Here is a 23906-nt window from a genome sequence, read left to right as displayed (position 1 = left end):
GAGCGGGGTTCCGGAGAGGGCCCACAGGCAGAGGCTGTCGGCGAGGCTGGGCAGGTCGTAGGGGATCGGCCGGGGTGCGGCCTGGTCCGGGCGGGAGGGGATGCGGCCGCCGGGCTCGCCGGGGCGGTGCCCCCAGCCGCCGTTGCCGTGCTGGGTGGCCGGCAGGCGGCCCGCCGAGCCGGCGGACGCACCGAGCGCCGTCACGGCCCGATGACCAGGGCGCGGCACGGCACCGCCAGGGGTGTGTCACCAGCGGCGGCCGTCACGGAGCGCCAGCCCCAGGCCCGCAGGGTGCGAAGGGTCGCGGTGTCGGCGCGGTCCACCAGCGTGACACCGAGCACGTCGGGGTGGCCGGTGAGTCCGGCGGTGTGATCGGCGAGCAGCCGCCGTTGCAGGCGCCGGGCGAGATTCCAGTCACGGCCCTGGTTCTGGGTGCGCACCCGGGAGTGGACCACGAGCCCGGAGATCGCGAAGAGCCTCCCGGAGGGCGCGAGCCGGAGCAGGTCCAGCGGGAGATACCGGTCCAGACCCCGCCACCGGGGCCCGTACGCGCGCACCGGAAAGCCGTAGGCACATCCCGTCATCACGACGCCGTTGGCCGGGCCGGTCCCGGCCAGTTCCCGGGGCACGCCGCGCTCCGCGACCAGCAGGGCGAAGCCCGGTCGCTGCACCTCGACGGCGAGTCTGCGCAGGAACAGCTCGCGGTCCTGGTGCCACGCCCGCGGATCGCTTCCGGAGGTCTCCGCGTACAGGTCGCCGAGTTCCTGCCGCCGGTCCTCGATCTGCCACCGGTTCAGCGGGCGGATGCGCTCCCCTTCCAGGGGCGACGGCATCTGCCGGCCCTTTCGGTCGGGCATGTTCACGGCCATGTGGCGCATCCTGCCCCGGTGTCCGGACGGGACCGGCCCGGTGTAGACGTTCGCCGAGAACGGCGCCGGGTGTGAGCCGGCACACCAAGAACCCTCGGCCACTTTCACCGTACTCCCGTGGATGTCCGGCCAGGCCGGAGGAGCGGGATACTCGGAGCCGTCCACCCATCACTAATCTGTTATGGCGAAGACACCTTTCCTTGCCTGCCAGGGCTAGGGTTGTCGCATGCCCGCTGAGAAGGTCCCAGTCGCCGGAGACCTCGACAACGACGACTACCCCGCCTACACGATGGGGCGGGCCGCAGACATTCTCGACACCACCCCGGCCTTCCTCCGCGCCGTCGGCGGCGCCGGGCTGATCACCCCGCTGCGTTCGGCAGGCGGCCACCGCCGGTACTCCCGCAGCCAGTTGAGGATCGCCGCCCGCGCCCGTGAACTCGTCGCCCAGGGCACCCCCGTCGAGGCCGCGTGCCGGATCATCTCCCTGGAGGACCAGCTCGACGACGCCCTCCGGCTGAACCGGGAAATGCGCCGGCAGCTGGACCAGCAGGGCGGCCGTGCGGTCGCGGATACCTAGTCCCGCCAGTACAGAAATACGGGCCGCGTCGGGGTCAGAATTTCTGGCCGACCCCGAAAAAACATGAGGCCTCCACCCCGGCCCCTGTGTTAACGTGATACCAGTTGCAGTTTTGGTTGCCAGAGACTTTTTCTTTGCAGAGCTTTCCGGATATTTCCGGAGGGGTGATCATCGCGGCGACTCGGATTCCGTAAAGTGCGGATTCCGGCACTGCCCCCCAAGGGAGATTCAATATGGCATCTGGCACCGTGAAGTGGTTCAACGCGGAAAAGGGCTTCGGCTTCATCGAGCAGGACGGTGGCGGCGCTGACGTGTTCGCCCACTACTCGAACATCGCCACCTCCGGCTTCCGCGAGCTTCAGGAAGGCCAGAAGGTTACCTTCGACGTGACGCAGGGCCAGAAGGGCCCGCAGGCCGAGAACATCGTTCCCGCCTGACGCTCACGCGAACCATGTGGCTGGGGCCCGCGCTCTTGGGGTGCGGGCCTCAGCTCATTTCTTTCCCGGACTTCTCGGCCTCGCCCGACTTTCGCATTTCCCTCGGCTCATTCTTGTGAATCCGCGTGTGGCACCGCTGGGCGGAATTCCTCGATACGCCGCATCGAGGAAGGTCCCCCATGAACCGCACCCGTCGCGCCGACGGTGGCTCCGGTCGCTTCCGCACCGACAGAACCTCCACGCGCTCGGCAGGCAGCTCTCGTAGCGGTCGCGTTCGCGCCCAGGAGGCAGGCCGGCAGAACCCCCGTCCGGCCACCGGACGCAGGAACGGCGCCGGAGCACGCTCCGCCACCCGCCCGCAGGAGTTCGCCCTGCCGGTCACTCTCACCGAGGCGCTGCCACCGGTCGCGACGTTCGCCGAACTCGACCTGCCCGCACGTCTGCTGACCGCCCTCGCCGCCGAAGGCGTGACGGTGCCCTTCCCGATCCAGGCGGCCACCCTCCCGAACGCGCTGGCCGGACGGGACGTGCTGGGCCGGGCACGCACGGGCTCGGGCAAGACGCTCGCCTTCGGCCTGGCTCTGCTGGCCCGGCTGGACGGACAGCGGGCCCTGCCTCGACAGCCGCTCGCCCTCGTCCTCGTACCCACGCGGGAACTGGCCCAGCAGGTCACCGACGCGCTCACCCCCTACGCCCGCGCCCTGCGGCTGCGGCTCGCCACCGTGGTGGGCGGCATGTCGATCGGCCGTCAGGCGAGTGCGCTGCGCGACGGCGCCGAGGTCGTCGTGGCGACACCCGGCCGTCTCAAGGACCTCATCGAGCGGGGCGACTGCCGGCTGGACCAGGTCGCCGTCACCGTGCTGGACGAGGCCGACCAGATGGCCGACATGGGCTTCATGCCCCAGGTGACGAAGCTGCTCGACCAAGTCGGTACCGACGGCCAGCGGTTGCTGTTCTCCGCCACCCTGGACCGCAACATCGACCTCCTGATCCGGCGCTACCTCCACGACCCCGTGGTGCACTCGGTCGACCCGTCCGCGGGCGCCGTCAACACCATGGAGCACCATCTGCTGCATGTGCGCGACACCGACAAGCACACCACCGCGACCGAGATAGCCGCCCGCGACGGGCGAGTGATCATGTTCCTGGACACCAAGCACGCGGCCGACCGGCTGGCCAAGCACCTGCTGTCCGTCGGTGTGCGGGCCGCTGCCCTGCACGGCGGCAAGTCGCAGCCGCAGCGCAACCGGACACTCGCCTGGTTCAAGGACGGCGAGGTCACGGTCCTGGTGGCCACCAACGTCGCCGCCCGCGGGATCCACGTCGAGGGTCTCGACCTCGTCGTGAACTTCGACCCTCCGGGCGATCACAAGGACTACCTGCACCGCGGCGGCCGTACCGCGCGCGCCGGCGAGTCCGGAACCGTCGTCACCCTCGTCCTGCCGCACCAGCGGCACGCGATGGACCGTCTGATGGCCGACGCCGGCATCACGCCGAGCACCGCCCGGGTCGGCCCTGGCGAGGCCGAACTGCACCGCATCACCGGCGCCCGAACCCCCTCGGGCGTGCCCGTCACCCTCACCGTGCCGGTCCCCGCGCAAGGCGAACGCAAGGGCTCCGGCTCGCGCGGCCGTAAGGCATCCGGCTCGCGCGGTCGCAGGGGGGCTGGAGCCGGCAGCCGTACGGGATCCGGCTCCACCAGCCGTACAGGATCCGGCTCCAGCAGCCGTACAGGATCCGGTTCCACCAGCCGTACGGGATCCGGCTCCGGCAGCCGTACGGGACGGTCGGCCGACCGGGGTGGGAACGGACGGGCCGCCGACCGGGCCCCCCGCTCCAACCCGCGGAACACCCCATAGAGGAGAAGCCCATGCGTTGTGTCATCGCACATTTCCCCTTCGACCTGATCAAGAGCGAGGTCGAGCAGTCGATGAGCGGAATCACGCCCGAAGTCGTCACCGGCGTGGCCGTGACCATCGAGGGCCGCGTCTACCCCGTGATGCAGGTCGGGGAAGTGATCACCAGGCAGAACCGCCGCGACTTCACGGCGGGCGAGATGCGCCGGGCGCTGACCCGGCTCGGCTTCACGTGCCACGACGCGCCTCCGGCCGCACCGGCCGGGGACGCGCCGCGAGCCGGCGAGGGTGCGCTCGGCTGGTGACACCTCGGGGCGACCTGCTCGCCGTCAAGGCCGTCCGGCCCGGTCGGCGTGGGCTTCGGCGGTGGTCTTCAGGTCGTGCAGCCACGCTTCGAGGCCCGCGCCGAGGGCCGCGGTAGCGGTGGGGACGTCCGCTTCGACCTGGGCGCCGGTCCAGGTCTCCTCGGTGTGGACGTGCACCCCGCCCTTCACCTTCCTGAAGGTCCACAGGTGGACGCCCTCGTCGATGCGCAGCCCCTCACCGATCGCGGGTCCGCTCCACAGGACGCAGTGGTGGCGCCGGAGTTCCTGGACGGTGGAGGTGATGGCGAGTGTGGTGGCGGGGGTCGTGGGGGTGGCGGGTGCGGGGGTCGTCCACCGGAACCGCGAACCCGCCTTCAGCCGGCCGGGGTCGAGTCGTTCGGCGGTGACGACCGGGGGCTGCCAGGACGGCCAGCGTTCGACGTCGGTCTGCAGCTTCCAGATGGTGCTCAGCGGCGCCTTGATCACGACGTCGGACTGGTAGCGGATGAGGGCGCCGTCGTCGACGCCGCGCCCGCCGCACTGAGAGGTGCCGCGGTCGGGGCTGGCCTGGGCGGTCGGGATGGTGCTCGCGAGGACGGCGGTGACGGCGAGAGCCAGCATGACCGCTGCCTTGGCCTTGGCCTTGCCCTCGCTGTGTGAGTTCGACGATCCGGTGCTGAACATGGTGTTCCCCTCGTTTCGCTTCGTGTCGTGTCGTTGCGGTGATCGGATCGGGCGCTCGGGTGCTCGCTACGGGTTCAGCACGACCTTTCCGGCGACGGTGCCCGACTCGGCCAGCCGCAGGGCGTCGGCGACGCGGGCGAGCGGCAGCTGCGCGGCGATCTGGGCCGTGACCTCACCGCGCTGCAGGGCGGCGAAGACCTGGGTGAGGTCGGTGCGCAGACGGGCGCGGAAGCGGTTCTTGGCCAGGGCCCGGCCGGCCCAGACGTTGAAGAAGTAGGCGCGGCGGCGGTTGGGCAGGGCGTTCCACAGCCACACCCGGCCGAGCAGCTTGAGGACGGGCCACTGCTTGGAGCCCTCGTCGTCACGGGTGGAGGCGCTGCCGTACGAGACGAGCGTGCCGCCGGGGGCGAGGAGGCGCCAGGAGTCGACGATGCCGTGGCCGCCGACATGGTCGAAGACGGCGTGCACCCCGCCCGGGGCGAGTGCGCGGATGCGGGCGGCGACGTCGGCGGCGCGGTAGTCGACGGGGACGACTCCCCGTTCCCGCAGGGCGTCGTGGTGGCGCGCGGACGCCGTGCCGATCACCCGGGCGCCCGCGGCCAGGGCGAGCTGGACCAGGACCGAGCCGACGCCGCCGTTGGCGCCGTACACCACGACGGTGTGTCCCGCGCGGACGCGGGCCTTGCGGTGCAGCATCTGCCAGGCGGTGATGCCGTTGACGACGAGGGTCTCCGCCTCGGCCGCGCCGATGCCTTCGGGTACCGGCACCACGTCCGCCGCGTCGACCAGCACATGGCTGGCCCAGCCGCCGACCTTGAGCAGGGCGGCGACCCGGGTGCCGGTCAGGTCCGGGTCGACGCCCTCGCCGGTCGCCAGCACCGTGCCCACGAGGTCGTAGCCGGGCACGAACGGGAAGGGCGGCTGGTCGTAGTAGCGGCCGCGCCGCATCTGCTGCTCGGCGAAGGAGACGCCGGTCGCCTCCATCCGGATCACGACCTGGCCCGGGCCCGCGGCGGGGACGGCGCCGTGCCGGATCTCAAGCCCCTCGGGCTCGACCTTGCCCGGCAGGACGACCTCGACGAGTCCTTCGGCGTTCATGGCGACCTCCACAGAGTCGGTGAGTTACTCGGCTTCGCGTTCGTTAGAAGTTATAACTCCATGGATTCGGAAGTGTCAATAACTTCAGTGATAACCTCTAACTATGGTGAACTCGGAAGCGAAGACCCCGCGGGAGCGCTACCGCGCCCAGGTGCGTACGGAGATCAAGCAGCGCGCGTGGGAACAGATCGCCACGGCGGGCGCGTCGGCGCTGTCCCTGAACGCGATCGCCAAGCAGATGGGCATGAGCGGGCCCGCGCTGTACCGGTACTTCAGTGGCCGCGACGAGCTGATCACCGAGCTGGTCAGGGACGCGTACCGGAGCCTCGCCGACACCTTCCGTGCGGCCTCGGAGGCCGGTGCCGGCATGGCCGCCCTGGCGCACGCCCTACGCGGATGGGCGCTGCAGGACCCGCAGCGCTACTTCCTCATCTACGGCACGCCCGTCCCCGGCTACCACGCGCCCGACGACACCACCGCGATCTCGTCCGAGATCATGGCGACCCTCCTGGACGCCTGTGCCGCGCAGCCCCTGGACGGCCCGGCGACACCGTTCGACGCACACATCGAGGACCACCGGGACTGGGCGGCCGACCACCCCGCCCCGCCCGCGGTCCTGCACCGGGCCCTGACCTTCTGGACCCGGCTGCACGGCGTCCTGTCCCTGGAACTCGCCGGCCAGTTCACCGGCATGGGATTCGACCCCGCGCAGCTCTTCACCGCCGAACTGGACGACCTGGTCGGTACGCCGGCCACTTGACCGCAACCCGACGCGGGTCTCGCCCCTCTTTCCACTCATGCCGGTAAACGTCAAACGCGGGTCCCGCACCAGAGCCCTCGTCGGATCCCTGCTCGCCGCCCTGCTCCTCGTCACCGCGTGCACGTCGGCGGAGACGGGACGGGCCACGGCCTCACCCACTTCGAAGGCCCTCGGCGGGAACGGGGGGCGGATGGCGGGGGCTGCCTGGTACGTGCACTGGGTCTCGATCGGCGGGCGGACGACCACCGCGCCGCCGCCCCGCGCCGCCGCCTGGGTCGAGTTCGGCGACGACGGCACGGCCGAGGGCAACTACGGATGCACTCCGTTCAAGGCTGCGGCGACGTTCACCGAGACAGCGCTCACCGTGGGCAGGAAGACCGACGCGGCGCCCCCGGCCAAGCGGTGCCCGGCGTCGCGTCTCGCCTTCGAGGAGAAGCTGCGGAAGCTGTTCAGCGGGCCGCTCACCGTCAACCAGCGCGTCGACGACGTGTCGATGACCCTGAAGAACCAGCGGGGCGACTACATCGCGGTGCAACTGCTGCGCCCCAAGGGGCTCTTCGGCTCCCGATGGCAGCTGACCCATCTGGTCGGGGACGACGGCTCCGTCATACCGATCACCGGCGGCAGCGAGGTGTACTACGTCTTCCACCGGGACGGGACCGTCACCGGCAACACCGGGTGCAACGACTTCACCGGCAAAGCCGTCTTCGACCGCGACGTCCTCACGATGTACCGGCCCGTCCGGACCACCGACCGGACCTGCTCACAAGAGCTCATGCGCCAGGAGGACACCCTGCTGACGTACCAGAAGAACCCGCGCCGGATGGGGTACGGCGGCGCCGTGACCGACTCCTTCCAGGCCACCGAGCTGGACCCGCCACCGACGGACCCCGGGTACCACTGGACGGCGATCCGCGGCGACTAGGACCCGGGCATCCCGAGCTGAGACGCAGGGGCGCTCTTCTTGCGGGCCCGGTACGCGGCCGCCTTGATCTTGTTGCCGCAGGAGTCCATCCCGCACCACTGCCGGCGCGTGCCCCGTGAGCGGTCGATGTAGGTGCGGGTGCACTCCGGGTTCCCGCACTCCTTGAGCAGGGGGACGTCCGGTCCGCTCAGCAGCTCGACGGCCTGGCGTGCCACCAGGGAGAGGGCTTCTTCCGGTGTCGCTTGTGTCCAGCGCCCCGACGGGGTGAGCTGCGGCACCGCCGACGGCCTGCGCGCCGCGTTGTTCACCACGGTCAGCGCCGCCCTGTCGTACTCCTCACCGAGCCGACGGGCGGTGACCAGCTGGTAGATGGCTTCCCGTACGGTCGTCGCCTGCTCGACGTCGGCCTCCTGACCTGGGGAGACCGCGTCGACGATGCCGGACTCCACGTACCAGGCGTTCAGCCTGTCCGGCGTCACGAACATCTCGAAGCGCACCGAGCGGCGCGCTCGCAGCGTCGCGGCGAAGTCGAGTGCCGGGTTCCCGCAGACGAAGACATGGTCGAGATTCACGTCACCATTCTGACAGGTGACTGTCGCGCCGGGCAAGAATTCCGGCTCAGAGGCCCAGGTCGGCGGCGATGCACGCGAAGGACCTCCACGAGCCCTCGGGGTCGTAGGCGTATCGCGCCGGGTCCGCGGGCGTGGCCACCTTCTCCTCGACCATGTCCTCGTGCCGGACGCGCTCGGGCAACCTACCGAACCGCGCCCGGCGTCCCGCTGCGGCACCGTCCGTGGTGCTCCTGCCTTCCATGAGGAAAACTCCCTTCGGTTCTACGGTGATCAGGTCACCTGTCCAGACGGTGAGCCGGGGCGGTCAGTCGGGGCGTCAGAATCCGTCCACGTCGATGACGGCCGGGCGAAGGCGGCGGGTGCTTCCTGGGGGACGTTGTGGCCGACACCCGGCAGGGTCCGGTGTTCGTACGCGCCGGTGAACCTGTCCGGTACGAGGCTCCGCCGCCCGGAGCGGTGAAGGGATCGCGCTCGGGGTCGAGGGTGATGGTGGGCACGCCGATCGTCGGGCGGGCGGCGAGCCGCTTCTCCAGTGCGTCGTAGCGGCGCTCGCCGTCGGCGAGGCTCAGCCGCCAGCGGTAGTTGTGGATGACGACGGCCGCGTAGTCGGGGTTGTCGAAGGCCGCCGCGGTGCGCTTGAAGGTGGCGTCGTCGAAGTCCCACGTCGGGGAGACCGCGTCCCAGACGAGCCTGGTCAGGTCATGCCGCAGGGTCCTGTCCTCCATGGCGAGCCGGCCCCGCTCGGTGGCGAAGTAGTACTGGTACCACCAGGTCTGCTCGGCGATGACCGCGGGGCCGTGGGCCGGGCCCAGTTCGGCGTAACCGACGTTCAGCAGACCTGCCCTGACCTGCTTGAGCTGCGGAAAGGTCGCGAGCGAGGCGGAGCCGGCCGCCGCGGGAGCGGCCGACGCGGTCCGCGGGCCCTGCAAGCCGGTCAGCGAGACGGCTGCCGCGCCTGTTCCCACACCGAGAGCCTTGCCGAAGACACGCCTGTTGATCATGTGCATCCCCTCCACGCGTCGACTTCACGGGCCGTGCGATGACTGAACTGTCACCCAGCGAGCGTCACCTGTCAAACCGGTGACGCTCACTGGGTGGGCAACTATGACGCGCGGGATCGGGCTCAGGCGTCACCAGCTGATGGCGTCATCCATCTCCTGCTGCCAGTACGTGACCTTGAGGGAGTCGTCGATGTAGATGCCCTTCGCGGGCAGCGGCGGGTGGGCGACCTTGCCGACGCTCCCGCTCATGGAGCGGCCGTAGAAGGCGACGGCCAGGGACTTCTCGGTCCGGCCGTTCGAGCCGCTGCCGTCGGTGGCGGACAGGCTGACGGACGCGTAGCCGGACTGGCCCGGCTCCAGCGTGACGACCGCCTGCGGCTGCGAGTCCTCGATGACCGGCGGCACGGACTGGGCCTCACCGAAGGCGACGGCGGGGTAGCCGTAGAGGAAGCAGGTCTTGCTGCCGGTGTTGGTCACCGTGAGCAGCATGTGGTTCACCGGGCGGTTCAGCGGGGCCGCGACCGTCTTGGTGTTGGACCCCTCGCAGGTGACCGGCTTGCCGGCGGAGGTCGGCGCCTTTCCCGCCGAGGTCTGGGCGGTGGAGCCCGAACCGGCGCCGCTCCCGCCGCCGGAGGAGCCCGAACCGTTCGAGCCGTTCGCGGAGCCGGAGGAACCCGAGGCGCCCGAGGAGCCCGAGGTGCCGGAGGAACCCGAGGCGCCCGAGGAGGAGTTGCCTCCGGAGCTTGCCGAAGGGGTGCCGGAAGCCGAGCCCGTGGAACCGGTCGCCGCGGCGCCCTCGTCCTTGGTGCCGGTTCCGTCGCTGCACGCGGTCAGGGAGAGCGCGGCGAGTACTGCGGTCGCGGCGGCGGCGACGAGACGGGTGCGGGAGGTACGGGAAGTGCGGAACTCGGACATGTTGATGCGCCCCTTCGGTGTTCGGGTGGCCGTGGTGATTGGATGACCGAAGCTTGTGACGCGATCTGTCCCAACCGCCACGCCCAGCGGGGAGTTGGGGACGCTGGAACGCTGAAATGCGCTCTGACCAGGGAGAACGCAGTGCCCCTGGAACGCGCGACTGGAATGCGGGGACTGAGGGGAACGGGTGTCAGGCGCAACGGAGGCGGGGGAGGCGGAGGCGTTCGCGCGGCTCTTGCGTGACCTCAAGGACCGCTCGGGGCTCAGCTACGGGGCGCTTGCCAAGCGTCTGCACATGAGTACGTCGACGCTGCACCGCTACTGCAACGGCACCGCGGTGCCGGTCGATTACGCACCGGTGGAGCGCCTCGCGAGGGTCTGCCGGGCGACGCCGCAGGAGCTGGTGGAGTTGCACCGGCACTGGATCCTGGCCGACGCGGCACGCGGGCGCGGGACGGATCAGGCGGCGGCGACGAGGTCGGCTCAGGACAAGGACAGGGACAAGGACAAGCGCGAGGACAAGCGCGAGAACGAGAGCGAGAGCGGTGAGCCGGTCGTCGTCGACCTGCCGGACCCGCTCACGCAGCCGCGTCGTCCCGCCCGTCTCCTTCGTCGCCGTACCGCGCTGATCGCCTCCGTCGCGACGGCCGCCGTGCTCGGAGCCGTGGCGCTGGCCGTGGGTGTGCCGTTCGACGGCGGCGGGAAGGACGAGGGGCCCGCGGGGCAGGCGGACAGCGCGGTGGAGGCGACGGCCGGCGGGGCCCGCACAGGGACGCCGTCCGCCGCACCGTCCGCGAGCGGGAAGGGGAAGAAGCCGTCCTCGTCGCCCTCTGCCTCCCCCACCAGGTCCGCGGGCGCCGGGTCCGCCGCCTCTGCGGGTGGTGGCGGACAGGAGGCGGACCGGCCGGTCGGCGACGGCGCCTCCGACGCCGTTCCGCTCACGGTCGACGTCCGCCCCTATGTCTACGACAGCCCGTGCAGCCAGCACTTCCTCGTCAAGAACGAACCCGAGCAGGTCGGCCCGCCGGCGAGCGAGCAGGACGCCCAGCGCTGGGCCACCGCGTACGGGGCGATCTCCTCGAACGAACAGCGGATCGCCCTCACCGTCCAGGGCACCGGCAAGGAGACCGTCGTCCTGAAGGATCTGCACGTACGTGTCCTGTCGAAGAGCGCGCCGCCCGGCTGGAACGAGTACGCGATGGGCTCCGGCTGCGGCGGCGGAGTCCAGTCCAGGTCATTCGACGTCGACCTGGACAGCGGCAGTCCCACGGTCACCGTCAAGAACGGCCAGCGCGACTTCCCGTACAAGGTCAGCGAATCCGATCCCGAGGTCTACTACGTCACCGTCCACACCACGGCGTCCGACGTCCGCTGGGACCTCACCCTGGACTGGTCCAGCGGCAGCCGCCGCGGCACCGTCCACATCGACAACGACGGCACCCCGTTCCACACCAGCGCCAGGGTCGGCGGCAAGGAGTACAGCTACCCGCTGGGCGGCAGCGAATGGATCGAAACAACGGGTAGCTGAACGACGAGTAGCTGAACGACGGGTAGTTGAGTGACGGCGGTGCCTCCGGCCCAGGTGACGTAGGTGTCGGCGAGGTGGGCCCAAGCGGCAGGCAGGGGGGCGAGTGTCCCGGCCGGCCGCTCGTCGGGTTTGTACGCGAACTCCCCCGGAATTGTCCTTGATCGGTAACGGACGGATCCGGCGGCCACCGCCCCTCGTCCTGTCAGTTGGTCGCAGAGCGACCCGGGGACGGGTGAGGAACTACGCGAAGGCGGGGCGGACATGGCGCGGCACGGTGGCGGGCGTGGCTGGTACGGCAAGCTGGTCGGGGCGGCGCTCGGCGTGACGGTGCTCGCCACCGGTGCCTCGATGTGGACCGCGCAGGCCGATGCCGTGGACGACTCCTCGCCGAGGGCGGCCGCGTCGGCCTCGCCGGCCGGTGACCTCAAGCCGGTCGACGTGAGCATCGCGCACGCCTCGGACAAGGGAGCGCGCGGCATCAACATCACCATCGACGACGGACCCGACCCCGTGTGGACTCCCCAAGTCCTGGACGTGCTGCGGGAGTACGGCGTGAAGGCCACGTTCTGCATGGTGGGGACGCAGGCACAGGCCCACCCGGACCTCGTGAAGCAGGTGGTCGCCGCCGGGCACCGGCTGTGCGACCACTCGGTCTCGCACGACACCGCCATGGACAAGAACACCCAGGCCTACCAGTCGCAGCAGATCCTCGACGCCGAGCGCATGATCACCGAGGCGTCCGGTGGCGTACGGCCGATGTACTACCGCGCGCCCGGCGGAGCCTTCACCCCCTACAGCCGCAAGATCGCCGCCGACCGGGGCATGCGCCCGCTGGGCTGGAACGTGGACACCAAGGACTTCGAGCGGCCGGGCGCGGACGCCATCGTCGCCACCGTCCAGCGGGAGGTGCCGGGCGGTCCGACGCTCCTCTTCCACGACGCCGGCGGCGACCGCTCCCAGACCGTCGAGGCCCTGCGCCGCATCCTCCCCTGGCTCAAGGACCAGGGCTACTCCTTCGGCTTCCCGGTGCGCTGAGCCGGTGCGGCGTGCTCGCGCCGCCCGCTCGTCTTCGTCCCGCTCGTCTTCGTCATACCGCCGACTTGCCGATGACTGCCTAGGTCAGGGACGGGATCCGGGCCGCGAGCCGACCGGCTTCGGCGCCGGTCCCGCACCGGCCAGAACAGGACGTAGGCGGTGGATACGACGACGAAGCCCAGGCGGATCAGACCGCGGGTCGCGTCGTGCGGAACGACGAAGACCGTGCCGTACAGGGTGAGCAGCGCGATCCAGCTCCACCAGGGCACCAGGCGCCGCTGCCCGATCACGTCCCACAGCAGGGTGCCCAGCAGGACGGAGGCGGTGTAGTACGTGTAGACGCTGGGGTCCAGCGCTATCCGGGCGTTGGCGCCGAGCAGGACGACGGCGGCCCAGCGGCCCCGCCAGACCGCGGCGCAGCCGAGGGCCAGTCCCAGTGCGGCCTGTGCGGGCCGGTCCCAGGGAGGGGTCTGCGGATCGTCGACGCCGAGCCAGCGCAGCGCGGACGCGGGCTGGTTGGGGATGGTGAACTCGGCGGCGGCGAACGACTGCGGGGCGCCGAGCAGGAACGGCAGCCAGGCGACCGCGACCAGCGCCGCGCACCACAGGCCCGCGCGCAGCCACTGGCGTCTCGGCAGGGCGAGCAGCAGCGGCAGGAAGGCCAGCGCGGTCGGTTTGGAGTCCATGGCGAGCGCCAGGAAGATGCCGGTCGCGGCGGGGTTGTTGCGGGTGAGGGCGTGTACGGCCAGGGCCGTGAAGAAGAGGGCCAGTACGTCGTCGAGGTGGCCGAAGCGGACGGCGACCTCGATCCACATCGGGATGAAGGCCAGGCCCGCTATCAGCACCCGCTGCCGCAGCCGCTGGTGATTGGTGCCGGTGCCCAGGAAGTGCCAGGCGGCGCTGCGTCCGGCGACCACCAGGATCACCAGACCGAGCAAGGACATCACGGCGGCGGCCAGGAACTGCCCGACGGACTCGGGGAAGGGGTTGAACAGGCCCGCCGTCAGGAAGCTGACGGGGCCCATCTGCAGTTCGGGGTGATGGGCGTAGAGGTTCAGACCGCCGTCCGGCCTGCCGGAACCCGCGTAGAGCAGCTCGCCGCCCGTGCGCAGGTAGTGCCAGGAGAAGCCCCCGTTCGGCTGAACCACGGCGAACCACAGGGCCGTCCAGGCGGCGAGCAGCACCATGTGCATCCGCTGGCTGATGGCCGACACGCTCTCTCTCACTCCCGGTGCTCGCTCGCCTCGCGCGATCCCTCAGGTCACGCGCCCCGCCCAGAGAGATGGCTGGAAGGCGGGGCGGGTTCTTTCCCGGGCGTCGCCCTCGCTGTGACGTACGCCCCGCCGGGTCCCGACGGAAATGTGCGTGATCGGTAACAGAGGGATCCCTCGACCGCTTTTCCCCCTCTTGCCGGATGCACGGGCCCGACAGTGACGGCGAGGAACAGAGGACATGGCGCGAAGCGGCGGACGGGGATGGTACGGAACGGTGGTTGCGGCCGCGCTCGGGGTGACCGCGGTGGCCGCCCTGGCCTCGTTCTGGGACGGGCAACTCGGTTCCACCGGGGGGCGGCCCGCCCCGTCCGGCGTCTCGGCGCCTCCCGCCACCTCGCCCGGTCAGCCGCAGGGCCAGAAGAAGACGCCCGTGTCGGCGGAGATCGCGCACGCCTCGGACGGCGGTGCCCATAGCGTCAACATCACCATCGACGACGGACCGGATCCCGTCTGGACACCGCAGGTGCTGCAGGTGCTGCGGGACAACGGGGTGAAGGCCACGTTCTGCATGGTGGGCACGCAGGCCCGCGCCCACCCGGACCTGGTCAGGACGGTGGTGGCGGCCGGGCACCGGCTCTGCGACCACACGGTCTCGCACGACGTCACGATGGACCGCAAGTCCGAGGCCTACCAGTCACAGCAGATCCTGGACGCCGAACGCATGATCACCGAGGCGTCCGGCGGCGTCCGCCCGATGTACTACCGGGCCCCGGGAGGGGCGTTCACCCCCTACAGCCGCCACCTCGCCGCGTCCCACGGCATGCGCCCGCTCGGCTGGAACATCGACTCCAAGGACTTCGAACTCCCCGGCACGGCCACCATGGTCGCCACCGTCAAGAACGAGATCTCCAACGGCCCGACCCTCCTCTTCCACGACGCGGGCGGGGACCGCTCCCAGACCGTGGCCGCCCTGCGCGAGGTCCTGCCGTGGCTGAAGGAGCAGGGGTACTCCTTCGGCTTCCCCGTGCGCTGAGCACCGCACGGGCTCTCAGCGTTCGCTCCCCGTGCCGCGCAGGTCGTCGGCGGCTTCGTGGTAGGCCAGGGCGGCCCGGGTGAAGTAGTCGAAGAGGACGTCGAGTTGTTCCGGCGTGTATCCGGCGAGGATCTCGCCGACCCGTTGCCGCGCGGGTGCCAGGACGCGGTCCAGTTCCGCGGGTTCGCCGACCGGTTCCACGACGACCTTGCGCCGGTCCCCGGGGTCGGGGGCGCGGCGGACGTATCCGGCCTGTTCCAGCCTGTCGATCAGCCGGGTCGTCGGACCGGTCGTCAGGCCCGTGCGTTCGGCCAGTTCACCGGGGGACATCGCGCCTGACAGCTGAAGGATGTTCAGGGCGTACAGATCGGTGGCGCCGAGGGCGCACGCTCTGGCGCCGGCGTGGCCGTGCAGCATCACGGCGCTCAGGTACCGGCGGTAGATCTCATTCGCATCGGCTCGCATCGGCGGCGGCGTTGACACGGGTCCTTCCACTCCCTAATCTCTTCCTCAGAGAAGAGAAATCTCCAGCGCAGTTACTTCTTCCATGAAACTATCACGCCGGAGGCAGGCCAGTGATGACACGCAGCCCTCTCGACCCCGTACACGACAGCGATGTCGCCGCGATCCGCGCGCTCCTCGACGAGAGCCGCGCGGCCTGGAACCGCGGTGACGGCAGCGCGTACGGCAGGTGCTTCACGCACGACGCGACCGACGTGACCTTCGTCGGCACCGTGTACCACGGCGGCCCGGAGATCGGCCGCGCCCACCAGTCCCTCTTCACCGGATTCCTCAAGGGCACGGAGCTGGCCCTCGACATCACGGACATCCGCTTCTACGGCCCCGACACCGCCGTCGTCGTCACCCGCGGCGCCGTCGGCAAGCGCAGGCCGAAGCGGCTGGACAAGCTCGCCACGTACACGGTCGTGCGGGAGTCCGGGATCGGCTGGCGGATCGCCGCCGTGCAGAAGACGCAGCACAAGCGCCTGATGGAGGCCATCTCGTTCCGGCTCCAGCCCGACACCCGGCCGGCGATGCGGTGAGGGGCGGCTCGCCCGGCACGCCGACGTGTCACGGGGCGCGCCCCGGCCGGAAGTGGCCGGAGGCGCGCCCCGTCGTCCAGGCCCGTCAGGCCGAGCAGGTCCGTCAGGTCCGTCAGGTCCGTCAGGTCCGTCAGGTCCGTCAGGTCCGGGAAGGCCGCGTCACGAGGTGCGCCGGTACGCCCCGGTGCCGACCAGGTCGGGCAGCGGGTTGACCAGGTCGCCGCTCGGGGACTGGCGCTGGGCGGAGGGCGCCGTGGGCCAGACCGCGGGGCAGTGGGTGCCCTTGCTCGGGGTCTTCAGCGTGGTGAGGTAGGTGTCGATGGCGGTGCGGGCGCACGGGCTCAGCCAGTAGTCGCCGTGGCCGACACCGTCGTAGGTGAGGAGCACGGCCTCACGGCCGATCTGGCGGGCCGCGTTGGAACCCCAGGAGTACGGCGTGGCCGGGTCGAAGCGGCTGTTGGTCATCAGGATCGGCGGGGTCCCGTCGACCCGGAGCCTGCGCTGCGGGTTGGACACCTCGGACGGCCAGTCCTGGCAGCCTGTCTGGACCGTCCAGCCGAGCGTGCTGAAGCGGGTGACGGGGGCACGGCGGTTGAGTTCGCGTTCGTAGCGGGCGAGGGTGCGGTACGAGGGGACCGTGAAGTCGTAGTCCTGGCACATCACCGGGAAGAACGGAAACTCCGTCGGCTCGCCGAACCGGCGCAGGGAGCGTGCCGCCGCGGGGTCGGTGGCGTCGAGCTCGGCGAGAGCCTGAGCGAAGTCGAACCAGCCGGCCGGGTCGTACATGTTGCTCAGGGCGACGTCCTGGAGGTCCTGAGGGGTGACCTTCCGGGGCGGGTCGCCGGGCAGGACCAGTTCACCGGTCTCCGCGCGCTTGTGGAGCGAGTCGAACAGGGCGCGGGCGTCCCGGCCGTGCAGCGCACAGGACGGCGTACGGGCGCACCAGTCGGCGAACTGGCCGTACGACGCCTCCACCGAGTCGGTCTCGGTCTTCTGGAAGGCCCAGTCGGACAGGCTGTGGTCCATGTTCGAGTCGAGGGTCATCGCGCGGATGCGGTGCGGGTAGCGCTCGGCGTACTGCTGGCCGATCGCGGTGCCGTAGGAGACGCCGTAGTAGCTGATCCGCTTCTCGCCGAGGCCGGCGCGGATCGCGTCCATGTCGCGGACGACGCTGCCGGTGTCCATGTGGTCGGCCAGCGGGCCGGTGAGGTCACGGCAGCTCTTGCCGAGCGCGCGGTTCGCCGCCCGCAGGGCGTTGAGGGAGCGCGCGCTGTCCGGGTAGAGCAGCGCGCCCTGCGCCGTCACCCGGTCCCCGTCGCACTTCACCGGGGTGCTGCGGCCGACGCCGCGCGGGTCGAAGCCCACGATGTCGAAGCGTGCCAGCAGTGCGGGCGAGAAGGCGTCGGGGGCGGCGAGCGCGAAGTCCATGCCGGAGCCGCCGGGTCCGCCGGGGTTGACCAGCAGCGAGCCGATGCGGCGCGCGGGGTCGGTGGCCAGGTGGCGGGCCAGGGCCAGGTCGACGGTGGCGCCGTGCGGCCGCTTCCAGTCCACGGGCACCTTGATGGTGGCGCACTCGAACTTGCCCTGGCCGGGCGCGGATTCACAGGGTTTCCAGGCTATTCGCCCGGCTGACGGGGTGCGGTCGGCCTCGGGAGCGGCTGCCGCCGTCCCGGCGAGCAACTGGCCGAACAGTGCGGCGACCAGAGCTCCGACAGCGAGTCTTCCGCGCGTCTTCGCGCGTGGGATCAGTGGGGGGTGGTACGGCACGGATGTTCCTCCACGAATCAGGAGTTCACAGACCGATCACAGCATCAGACCAACTCCCTTGTGAATCAAGCAAGATGAGGATCCATCAGGCCGTTTCCGGCGCAACGAAAACCCCCGGGCCAGGGACCCGGGGGTGCTTTGTCGTCCAGATCGGGAAGTCAGCCCGAGTGCGTCCGGCCGTCGCGGACCCAGGTCACCACGACCAGGGCGGCGGTTATGTACATCACGACGCTGGCGCAGGCCACGGATTCGACGTACGGCTCATAACCGTCCGCGCGGAGCTGGAGCGTGAGGAAACCGAGCGCCGTCCCGAGCGCCGCGATCGACAGCGACAAGGAGCCGAACGGGATCTTCTTCATGGGTACTTCCTCCTGCATTCGAGTCGACTGGTCAGTTCCGACCCTACGTATCCACCGTCAAGTTCCCTGCGCCTGCCCCGAGCGAGCCGCGGGAAACGGAAGCGGCGACTAGGCGGCCGGGGCACCGATCGTCACCGAGAAGGCGTCGCCGACGCGGACCCGGTCGTAGAACCACGCCGCGTCCTTCTCGCCGAGGCCGAGCCAGCTGCTCTTGCCGCCGTCGTCGCTCAGGGCCTTGAGCTGTGGGGCGAAGAGGCTGACGAAGTGCGGCCGGCCCGCACCGTCGCGCAGCTCCACCACATACGAGACGTGCACCATGGTGCGGCCGTCGGGCGGCATGTCGAAGGGCAGTCTTTCCCCGCGCCGCTTGGCGACCACCTTCATGGGGCCCTTGGAGTCGAGCTCGGAGACGAACTCGGACAGGATCGGCATCGTCCGGTCCGCGAGGGTGAGGGTGTGTTTGCGCAGGTCGAGCGTGCCGGAGGCCGGCACCGACTTCGGCTCGTGCTCCGGCGCCGGCGCCGGGGTGGTCGAGGACGGCGGGGCGGTAGCGGGCGGGGTCACGGCCGGAGGCCGGCTTCCGGGCCGCTGGTCCGCGTTCCCGGCGAGGTCCAGGGTCAGCGCGAAGGCCAGCAGGGCCACGGACGCGGTTCCCGCGCCGAGCGCGTAGGCCGTACGACGCCGACGCCTGCGGCGTATCGCCCGGTCCCGGATCTCGGCGCCGCCGACCACCGGCGGGGCCTGCTGGGCGGCGGCCAACTCGCGCAGTGCGGCAGAGAGTTCATCGGACACGACCGCTCTCCTTCCGGACCGGGACATCGGCCTCGTCCTCCGCAAGACGCTTCGCCAGCTCCGCCCGCCCCCGGGACAGCCTCGCCTTGACCGTCCCCACGGGCGCGCCGGTCTCGGAGGCTACCTGTTCGACACTCAGGTCGCACAAATGGTGCAGGACGATCGCCATCCGCTGTGCCTCGGGCAGTTCGCGCAGGGCCGCCACGAGCAGGGTGTACTCGGGTCCCGGCCCCGGTGTGGAGGCCGGCGGCGGAGTGCGCCGTACCAGTTCCAGCCAGCGCTTCGCCCGCCGCCAGCGGCTCACCGCGAGCCGCATGGCCACGGTGCGGATCCACGCCTCGGGCGCGCTGTCCGCGAGGAACTGCTGCCGCCGGTCCCAGGCCCGTACGAAGGCCTCCTGTACGACGTCCTGGGCCTCACCGTGGTCTCCGGTGAAGGCGTAGAGCTGTCCGGTCAGCCGGGGAAACGCGGTCGCGTAGAACGCGTCGAACTCGTCCTCGGTCATGCCCCCACTCACCGGAATCCGTGCCCTTTCCGTGCAACCCGGCCACCTCCGCCGTGCGTACAGGTCCCGTAGGTCGCGGCCGGCCGAGCGCAACCCCACAGGGAAGACGACGTACACGGGCCCCAGGCTCCCCTTTCCTCAACGGAGTTCGCCCGACGGCTGCTCAACCTCTCTGTTTCTCACCGTGATCCGGCTGCGAGACAGAGCCCGAGTTCCCGAGCCCGAGGACCGCCCACGTGCCACCCGCCCACGCCGTACTTTCCGCCGACCGTGACTTCGCCACCTACGCCCGCACCCACTGGCCCTGGCTGGTGGTGACCGCGCGGCTGCTCACCGACGACCCCGGTGCGGCGGAGGAACTGGTGCGGAGAACGCTGGCGCGGATGTGCGCGGGCTGGCGGCGCGTGCCGCGCGACGACCGGGATTTCTACGTACGGCGCTGTCTGGTGCGGGGCCATCTGCGCCGGCTGCGCGGACGGCGGGCCGCGCGCCGACGGACCGTTCTGGTGCTGCGGTTCTGGGAGGAGCTGACGGACGGGGAAACCGCCCAGGTGCTGGGCTGCTCGGCGGGCGCGGTGCGGGCCCATGTCCGGCACGGGCTGCGGGCGACCGGCGCCGAGCCCGGACGGCTGCGCGAGGTGTACGCCCGTGCCGCCGGGGACGTCGTCCCGTCCGAGGTGCCGCTGACCGACGTCCAGGCACAGGGCCGCGTCCTGCGACGGCGCCGTACCGCCGTGATCGCGGCCGTCTGTGCGGCGCTGCTGGCACCCGGCGCGTTCTTCGCCGCCGACCGGATGGGGGGCGACGAGACGTCCGGCGACGATGCGGAGGGGGGCGCGCATGCCGCGACCAGCCCGGTCCGGATCGTGACGGCGGGCGAGCGGGTGACCGCCGGGCCGGGGGTGCGGGTGTGGCTGACGGCCGACGGGGGGCACTGGTCGGGGTCCGCCGTCCTCAAGGGCCTGGGCGACAGCGACCGGCCGCGCGACGAACCGGGTGTCTCGGTGCGGATGGACAGCGTGCCCGACGGGTTCTTCCTGTCGGGCCTCTACTACGGCCTGGACGGCGAGCCGGGCCGCGTCGAGGTGAGCACCGGCGACGGCGGCAGGTCCACCGCGAAGGTCCTCGTCCTGGCGGGCAGCGGCGACTGGGGCCTCTGGTACGCGAGCGCCCCGCTGCCCGTGAAGGACATGCAGGCGATCCTCTCCGCCGAACCGGACGAACGGATCGTCACGGTGTACGACGCCTCGGGCAAGGTCGCGGCACGGTCGACGAGCGGGTGGGGGCGGCTGTGAGCGGGACGGACAGGGAGATGGAGAGGGGCGCGGGGAAGGAGACGGGGCCGGAGGCGGAGGCGGAGGCGGAGGCGGAGGCGGAGGCGGAGGCGGAGGCGGAGGCGGAGGCGGAGGCGGAGGCGGAGGCGGAGACAACGACAGAGACGGGGACAGAGACAGGGGCGGGGCTGGAGACGGGGAGGCGCCCGCGGGCGCGTACGTCGTTGCGGATCCGGTTCCGGCGCACCCGGGGCCGTCGCCTCCGCCGGCTCCTCCACGCCTTCCTCGCCCTGATCGCGACGCTGTGCGCGGCGGCCGTCGTGGCGTACCGGTTGACGCCCATTCCGAAGCCGCACCCCGAGACCGTCACCCAGAGCACCGTGTTCCTGGACTCGGGCGGCGCCTATCTCGGTCGGCGTGGACCGGTCGACCGGCAGGACGTCCCGCTGGCCGCGGTCCCCCGGCATGTGCAGGAGGCGGTGATCGCCGCGGAGAACCGCTCCTTCCGTACGGACAGCGGGATCTCGCCGCGGGCCATCGCGCGGGCCACGCTGGCGACGCTGACCGGCGACGACCCGCAGGGCGGCTCCACCATCACCCAGCAGTATGTGAAGAACGCGCTGCTCAGCCCGGAGCGGTCGCTGTCCCGCAAGGCACGCGAGGCGCTCGTCGCGATCAAGCTGGACCGCACCCGCAGCAAGGACGAGATCCTGGAGGGCTACCTCAACACCGTCTACTTCGGCCGGGGCGCCGCCGGCATCCAGTCCGCCGCGCGCAACTACTTCGGCGTGGACGCGAAGAACCTTGACGTCGCGCAGGGCGCGGCGCTGGCCTCCATCGTCAACATCCCGTCGTACTACGAGAAGGCGGGCTCGGACCGGAAGGTGACCGCGAAGCTGGCGGACCGCTGGGAGTGGGTGCTGGACGCGATGGCGGCGAGCGGGAGCATCACGGCGAAGCAGCGGGCCGGGGCGCGTTTCCCGGCGTTCCGGTTCTATCCGCCGGGCGACACCGAGGGGCAGCGGCAGTATCTGATCGACATCGCCGCGAAGGAGGCCGCCGACCGGCTCGGCATCACCGAGGACCAGCTCGCGAGCGGCGGCTACAGCGTCACGACCACCTTCGACCTGGCCCTCCAGGACCGCGCCACGCAACTGGCCCAGGAGCACCCCGGGGGCAGACGCGGCGTCCGTGTGCACACCGCGGTCGTGGGGCTGGTGCCCGGCGACGGTGCGGTACGGCTGCTGTACGGGGGCTCGGACTACGCGCGCCAGCCGTTCAACGACGCGGTGAGCGGGGCGGTGGAGGCGGGGACGGTCCTGGGGCCGTTCAAAGGGATGGAGCGGGCGGGCGAGCCGCTGCGCCGGCTGCTGAGGACGGCGGCACCGACGCCGCTGAACCTGACATCGGCGTACGCGGCGGTCGCGGCGAACGGCAACCACGCCACCCCGTACACCGTCGCCCGCATCACCCGGGAGGGCCGCACCGTCTACCGGGCCCGCCCCGAGGTGCGGCGCGTGCTGGACGAGAAGGAGGCGCTGGTGGCGGGCATGCGGGCGGGGGGCGGGCCGACGCCGGCCGCCATCGGCACCGACGCCGGTCCCGGTGCCCGTGCCGACGTCGTCCCGGGGAAGGTGTTCGCCACCGGCGGGGCGGGCGGCGGCATCACCCGACGAACCGTTTGGACCACCGGGTACGACCGCCGACTCGCCCTGACGGTCGCCCTGTTCGCCGACCGGCCGGGCGCCGAGAAGGGCACGACGGCCCCCGCACAGCTACCGAACGATCCACCGCCGACCGACTTCACGGAGGGGGTGGCGGCGGGGGTTTGGGGGGCTGCCGTCAAGGGCGGGGCGGAGAAGAGTGGGGCGGAGAAGAGTGGGGCGGAGAGCAGCGCGGGTAGTGGGAGGTGACGCCGGAAGCGGGAGGTGACGCCGGAACCAGGAGGTGACGCCGGAAGCGGGAGGTGACGCGGGAAGTGGGAGTGGTCCCGGGTGGCCGACGCGGCTTCGTCACCCCACGTGGGCCGTGGGCATGGGGTCGGCGCGTGGCGCCCACCCACCGCGCTTCAGCCGGTCTTCGCCGTCTCGTCGAAGAACCTGACGACCCGGGGCACGGCCTGCCGCACCGATGCGCTGTGGTCGTAGTCGCCCACGTCGGTCAGCCGGTGTGCGGCGCCGTTCCTCGTCAACTGGTCGGCACAGTACGCCGCGTGGCTGAAGTCGACGTCCTGGTCGCCCCGGCCGTGGAAGATCTCCACCGGTACGTTCGGCCGCCAGTCGCACGTGTTGTCCATCGGGCGCAGCCTGTCCTTCAGGACACCTTCGGGCTTGCGGATCTTGTTCAGGAAGTCCTCGGTGAACAGGTCCTTGGACGCCGCCGGGAGTTCGCCGACGATCTGCTCGGCGGTGTGATAGCCGTCGAAGAGACCCTCCACCTTGCTGTCGTAGGGGGAGCGGAAGGCGTCGCCGGGTGACGTGTAGAGGCCGTACATCCTGTTCCAGGCCGTGACGAAGTAGGCGAGGTAGATGCCGGATTTGGCGATCTTGTCGTCGGCCGCGGCGGCCTCGAAGGCCGAGAGGTCGTAGGGGCCGCTGACCGGTGCGAGTGCGCCCGGCCTGAAGTAGCGGTCGGCGCCCTGCTGTTGCAGCGCCCGGCCCACCAGCATGGTCGCGGGGCCGCCTTGCGAGAACCCGCTGACCTGAACCTTCCGCTTCAGCTCCCGGCCGTTGCGGTGGGCAAGGGTCCGGGCCGCACGCAGGCCGTCCACCGAGGCCGCGACGGTGGCCCGGGGGTCACCGTAGGGGTGGAAGCCCTCGCCCGAGCCGAGGCCCACGTAGTCGGGCGCCGAAACGGCCCGGCCGGTCGAGGCGAACAGCAGGGCGACGAGCCGGTCGTCGGACTTCGGGTTCTCCGAGGCGACGTCCTTGCGGTAGACGGTGGTGCCGTGCAGCCAGGAGACGGTGGACAGACGGCGCGCCCCGTTCTTGGGCAGGACGACGAGCTGGCTCGCGGTCGTGGGGGCGCCCGCGCTGTCAGTGGTGCGGTAGGTGACCCGGTAGGCGGTCACGCCGTAGCGGACCTGGGACGAGTCGAACTCTCCCCGTAATTCCCCGGCCACTTCCTCCGCGGTGAGGTCGGCCGCCTGCTCGACGGAGACGACGGCTCCGCCTTGTGCCGGCCCGCCGTGTGGGGCGGCCGCCGCCGAGACCGGAGCCAGCAGGGCGGACACGCTGCCGAGGAACGCCGCACCGGCCAGAATCCGGACATTCGTTCGCTGTGAAGTCATGAATGAATCATGTCCGTGGGCCGCCCGCCGGGACATGGAGCTGTCCCCCGGGCCGCGAAGGGGGAAAC

The 23906-nt window shown here is 71.2% G+C and carries 25 protein-coding genes and 1 pseudogene; 12 read left to right on the top strand and 14 right to left on the bottom strand.

Features of this window, described 5'->3' with window-relative positions:
* Window positions 1-200 precede the first annotated feature (200 nt).
* The gene (locus tag POF73_RS22175) at window positions 201-869 is read right to left on the bottom strand and encodes a hypothetical protein (protein ID WP_272118108.1); all 669 of its coding nucleotides are present in this window, start codon (window positions 867-869) and stop codon (window positions 201-203) included.
* A gap of 226 nt (window positions 870-1095) precedes the next feature.
* Between POF73_RS22175 and POF73_RS22170 the strand changes: the two genes are divergently transcribed.
* The 4 genes from POF73_RS22170 to POF73_RS22155 all read left to right on the top strand — a co-directional run bounded on the left by POF73_RS22170 (window position 1096) and on the right by POF73_RS22155 (window position 4044).
* A complete protein-coding gene (locus POF73_RS22170; RefSeq protein ID WP_272118106.1) occupies window positions 1096-1446 on the top strand; it encodes a helix-turn-helix domain-containing protein in 351 nt (116 codons plus the stop codon).
* 233 nt (window positions 1447-1679) lie between these two features.
* Window positions 1680-1883 (top strand): cold-shock protein, encoded by a 204-nt coding sequence (locus POF73_RS22165; RefSeq protein ID WP_007383480.1) that lies wholly within the window; start codon window positions 1680-1682, stop codon window positions 1881-1883.
* A 179-nt stretch (window positions 1884-2062) separates the two neighbouring features.
* Complete coding sequence (locus POF73_RS22160; protein WP_272118089.1) at window positions 2063-3742, top strand: DEAD/DEAH box helicase; 1680 nt, start codon at window positions 2063-2065, stop codon at window positions 3740-3742.
* An 11-nt stretch (window positions 3743-3753) separates the two neighbouring features.
* Window positions 3754-4044 carry an SCO5918 family protein gene (locus POF73_RS22155; RefSeq protein ID WP_272118087.1) on the top strand — a complete coding sequence of 97 codons (291 nt, stop codon included), beginning with the start codon at window positions 3754-3756 and terminating at the stop codon, window positions 4042-4044.
* 24 nt (window positions 4045-4068) lie between these two features.
* Here the strand turns inward: POF73_RS22155 and POF73_RS22150 are convergent, their stop codons facing one another.
* Both POF73_RS22150 and POF73_RS22145 read right to left on the bottom strand, forming a co-directional pair.
* Window positions 4069-4728, bottom strand: a complete 660-nt coding sequence (locus tag POF73_RS22150; protein ID WP_272118085.1) for an SRPBCC family protein — start codon at window positions 4726-4728, stop codon at window positions 4069-4071.
* Window positions 4729-4794: 66 nt separating this feature from the next.
* Window positions 4795-5826 (bottom strand): medium chain dehydrogenase/reductase family protein, encoded by a 1032-nt coding sequence (locus tag POF73_RS22145; protein WP_272118084.1) that lies wholly within the window; start codon window positions 5824-5826, stop codon window positions 4795-4797.
* 103 nt (window positions 5827-5929) lie between these two features.
* On the opposite strand from POF73_RS22145, the gene POF73_RS22140 reads away from it, so the two are divergent.
* Together POF73_RS22140 and POF73_RS22135 are read left to right on the top strand one after the other, a co-directional pair.
* A complete protein-coding gene (locus tag POF73_RS22140; RefSeq protein WP_272118082.1) occupies window positions 5930-6586 on the top strand; it encodes a TetR/AcrR family transcriptional regulator in 657 nt (218 codons plus the stop codon).
* Window positions 6587-6623: 37 nt separating this feature from the next.
* Window positions 6624-7511 carry an META domain-containing protein gene (locus tag POF73_RS22135; RefSeq protein WP_272118080.1) on the top strand — a complete coding sequence of 296 codons (888 nt, stop codon included), beginning with the start codon at window positions 6624-6626 and terminating at the stop codon, window positions 7509-7511.
* Here POF73_RS22135 and POF73_RS22130 read toward each other — a convergent pair.
* The 4 genes and pseudogenes from POF73_RS22130 to POF73_RS22115 form a co-directional block, all read right to left on the bottom strand.
* Window positions 7508-8083, bottom strand: coding sequence for a CGNR zinc finger domain-containing protein (locus tag POF73_RS22130; RefSeq protein WP_272118078.1), 576 nt, complete (start codon window positions 8081-8083; stop codon window positions 7508-7510). The genes POF73_RS22135 and POF73_RS22130 overlap by 4 nt on opposite strands.
* Before the next feature lie 46 nt (window positions 8084-8129).
* Complete coding sequence (locus POF73_RS22125; protein ID WP_272118076.1) at window positions 8130-8324, bottom strand: hypothetical protein; 195 nt, start codon at window positions 8322-8324, stop codon at window positions 8130-8132.
* 75 nt (window positions 8325-8399) lie between these two features.
* A pseudogene (locus tag POF73_RS22120) lies at window positions 8400-9084 on the bottom strand (alpha/beta fold hydrolase).
* Between the two features lie 129 nt (window positions 9085-9213).
* Window positions 9214-9999 (bottom strand): DUF4232 domain-containing protein, encoded by a 786-nt coding sequence (locus POF73_RS22115; RefSeq protein ID WP_272118074.1) that lies wholly within the window; start codon window positions 9997-9999, stop codon window positions 9214-9216.
* Between the two features lie 187 nt (window positions 10000-10186).
* On the opposite strand from POF73_RS22115, the gene POF73_RS22110 reads away from it, so the two are divergent.
* Together POF73_RS22110 and POF73_RS22105 are read left to right on the top strand one after the other, a co-directional pair.
* Window positions 10187-11527, top strand: a complete 1341-nt coding sequence (locus POF73_RS22110; protein WP_272118072.1) for a helix-turn-helix domain-containing protein — start codon at window positions 10187-10189, stop codon at window positions 11525-11527.
* 261 nt (window positions 11528-11788) lie between these two features.
* Window positions 11789-12562, top strand: a complete 774-nt coding sequence (locus POF73_RS22105) for a polysaccharide deacetylase family protein (RefSeq protein WP_272118070.1) — start codon at window positions 11789-11791, stop codon at window positions 12560-12562.
* On the opposite strand, the gene POF73_RS22100 is transcribed toward POF73_RS22105, so the two are convergent.
* Window positions 12535-13755, bottom strand: a complete 1221-nt coding sequence (locus tag POF73_RS22100) for a hypothetical protein (RefSeq protein ID WP_272118229.1) — start codon at window positions 13753-13755, stop codon at window positions 12535-12537. The genes POF73_RS22105 and POF73_RS22100 overlap by 28 nt on opposite strands.
* 259 nt (window positions 13756-14014) lie before the next feature.
* Between POF73_RS22100 and POF73_RS22095 the strand changes: the two genes are divergently transcribed.
* On the top strand, window positions 14015-14809 hold the full coding sequence (locus POF73_RS22095; protein ID WP_272118068.1) for a polysaccharide deacetylase family protein: 795 nt from the start codon (window positions 14015-14017) through the stop codon (window positions 14807-14809).
* Between the two features lie 15 nt (window positions 14810-14824).
* Here POF73_RS22095 and POF73_RS22090 read toward each other — a convergent pair whose 3' ends face one another.
* The gene (locus POF73_RS22090; RefSeq protein WP_272118066.1) at window positions 14825-15274 is read right to left on the bottom strand and encodes a MarR family transcriptional regulator; all 450 of its coding nucleotides are present in this window, start codon (window positions 15272-15274) and stop codon (window positions 14825-14827) included.
* A 113-nt stretch (window positions 15275-15387) separates the two neighbouring features.
* Between POF73_RS22090 and POF73_RS22085 the strand changes: the two genes are divergently transcribed.
* The gene (locus tag POF73_RS22085) at window positions 15388-15852 is read left to right on the top strand and encodes an SgcJ/EcaC family oxidoreductase (protein WP_272118063.1); all 465 of its coding nucleotides are present in this window, start codon (window positions 15388-15390) and stop codon (window positions 15850-15852) included.
* Window positions 15853-16011: 159 nt separating this feature from the next.
* Here POF73_RS22085 and POF73_RS22080 read toward each other — a convergent pair whose 3' ends face one another.
* The 4 genes from POF73_RS22080 to POF73_RS22065 form a co-directional block, all read right to left on the bottom strand.
* A complete protein-coding gene (locus POF73_RS22080; RefSeq protein WP_272118061.1) occupies window positions 16012-17619 on the bottom strand; it encodes an alpha/beta hydrolase in 1608 nt (535 codons plus the stop codon).
* A 158-nt stretch (window positions 17620-17777) separates the two neighbouring features.
* A complete protein-coding gene (locus POF73_RS22075; RefSeq protein WP_272118060.1) occupies window positions 17778-17978 on the bottom strand; it encodes an SCO3870 family protein in 201 nt (66 codons plus the stop codon).
* A gap of 108 nt (window positions 17979-18086) precedes the next feature.
* A complete protein-coding gene (locus POF73_RS22070; RefSeq protein ID WP_272118058.1) occupies window positions 18087-18770 on the bottom strand; it encodes a hypothetical protein in 684 nt (227 codons plus the stop codon).
* Window positions 18760-19275 carry a SigE family RNA polymerase sigma factor gene (locus POF73_RS22065; RefSeq protein WP_272118056.1) on the bottom strand — a complete coding sequence of 172 codons (516 nt, stop codon included), beginning with the start codon at window positions 19273-19275 and terminating at the stop codon, window positions 18760-18762. The genes POF73_RS22070 and POF73_RS22065 overlap by 11 nt, the downstream gene beginning before the upstream one ends.
* 236 nt (window positions 19276-19511) lie before the next feature.
* Here POF73_RS22065 and POF73_RS22060 point away from each other — a divergent pair, with 236 nt between their 5' ends.
* Window positions 19512-20570, top strand: coding sequence for a sigma factor-like helix-turn-helix DNA-binding protein (locus POF73_RS22060; RefSeq protein WP_272118054.1), 1059 nt, complete (start codon window positions 19512-19514; stop codon window positions 20568-20570).
* A complete protein-coding gene (locus tag POF73_RS22055; RefSeq protein ID WP_272118052.1) occupies window positions 20567-22462 on the top strand; it encodes a transglycosylase domain-containing protein in 1896 nt (631 codons plus the stop codon). Before POF73_RS22060 ends, POF73_RS22055 begins: the two co-directional genes overlap by 4 nt.
* Window positions 22463-22617: 155 nt before the next feature.
* Here POF73_RS22055 and POF73_RS22050 read toward each other — a convergent pair whose 3' ends face one another.
* The gene (locus POF73_RS22050) at window positions 22618-23838 is read right to left on the bottom strand and encodes a lipase family protein (RefSeq protein ID WP_272118051.1); all 1221 of its coding nucleotides are present in this window, start codon (window positions 23836-23838) and stop codon (window positions 22618-22620) included.
* Between the last annotated feature and the right edge of the window lie 68 nt (window positions 23839-23906).

The sequence above is a fragment of the Streptomyces sp. HD genome, assembly GCF_028369295.1.
In the GTDB taxonomy this organism is placed as follows: Bacteria; Actinomycetota; Actinomycetes; order Streptomycetales; family Streptomycetaceae; genus Streptomyces.
Note: the sequence above shows the minus strand (reverse complement) of the source record. Positions and strands in the feature narration are given on the sequence as shown.

What these genes read in the sequence shown, in the direction of transcription:
- POF73_RS22150 (WP_272118085.1), bottom strand. Translation starts at nt 4,728, where the DNA reads ATGTTCAGCACCGGATCGTCGAACTCACACAGCGAGGGCAAGGCCAAG.
- POF73_RS22085 (WP_272118063.1), top strand. Translation starts at nt 15,388, where the DNA reads ATGACACGCAGCCCTCTCGACCCCGTACACGACAGCGATGTCGCCGCG.
- POF73_RS22170 (WP_272118106.1), top strand. Translation starts at nt 1,096, where the DNA reads ATGCCCGCTGAGAAGGTCCCAGTCGCCGGAGACCTCGACAACGACGAC.
- POF73_RS22090 (WP_272118066.1), bottom strand. Translation starts at nt 15,274, where the DNA reads ATGCGAGCCGATGCGAATGAGATCTACCGCCGGTACCTGAGCGCCGTG.
- POF73_RS22105 (WP_272118070.1), top strand. Translation starts at nt 11,789, where the DNA reads ATGGCGCGGCACGGTGGCGGGCGTGGCTGGTACGGCAAGCTGGTCGGG.
- POF73_RS22095 (WP_272118068.1), top strand. Translation starts at nt 14,015, where the DNA reads ATGGCGCGAAGCGGCGGACGGGGATGGTACGGAACGGTGGTTGCGGCC.
- POF73_RS22075 (WP_272118060.1), bottom strand. Translation starts at nt 17,978, where the DNA reads ATGAAGAAGATCCCGTTCGGCTCCTTGTCGCTGTCGATCGCGGCGCTC.
- POF73_RS22135 (WP_272118080.1), top strand. Translation starts at nt 6,624, where the DNA reads ATGCCGGTAAACGTCAAACGCGGGTCCCGCACCAGAGCCCTCGTCGGA.
- POF73_RS22065 (WP_272118056.1), bottom strand. Translation starts at nt 19,275, where the DNA reads ATGACCGAGGACGAGTTCGACGCGTTCTACGCGACCGCGTTTCCCCGG.
- POF73_RS22145 (WP_272118084.1), bottom strand. Translation starts at nt 5,826, where the DNA reads ATGAACGCCGAAGGACTCGTCGAGGTCGTCCTGCCGGGCAAGGTCGAG.
- POF73_RS22160 (WP_272118089.1), top strand. Translation starts at nt 2,063, where the DNA reads ATGAACCGCACCCGTCGCGCCGACGGTGGCTCCGGTCGCTTCCGCACC.
- POF73_RS22155 (WP_272118087.1), top strand. Translation starts at nt 3,754, where the DNA reads ATGCGTTGTGTCATCGCACATTTCCCCTTCGACCTGATCAAGAGCGAG.
- POF73_RS22115 (WP_272118074.1), bottom strand. Translation starts at nt 9,999, where the DNA reads ATGTCCGAGTTCCGCACTTCCCGTACCTCCCGCACCCGTCTCGTCGCC.
- POF73_RS22175 (WP_272118108.1), bottom strand. Translation starts at nt 869, where the DNA reads ATGGCCGTGAACATGCCCGACCGAAAGGGCCGGCAGATGCCGTCGCCC.
- POF73_RS22100 (WP_272118229.1), bottom strand. Translation starts at nt 13,755, where the DNA reads ATGCACATGGTGCTGCTCGCCGCCTGGACGGCCCTGTGGTTCGCCGTG.
- POF73_RS22140 (WP_272118082.1), top strand. Translation starts at nt 5,930, where the DNA reads ATGGTGAACTCGGAAGCGAAGACCCCGCGGGAGCGCTACCGCGCCCAG.
- POF73_RS22050 (WP_272118051.1), bottom strand. Translation starts at nt 23,838, where the DNA reads ATGACTTCACAGCGAACGAATGTCCGGATTCTGGCCGGTGCGGCGTTC.
- POF73_RS22125 (WP_272118076.1), bottom strand. Translation starts at nt 8,324, where the DNA reads ATGGAAGGCAGGAGCACCACGGACGGTGCCGCAGCGGGACGCCGGGCG.
- POF73_RS22165 (WP_007383480.1), top strand. Translation starts at nt 1,680, where the DNA reads ATGGCATCTGGCACCGTGAAGTGGTTCAACGCGGAAAAGGGCTTCGGC.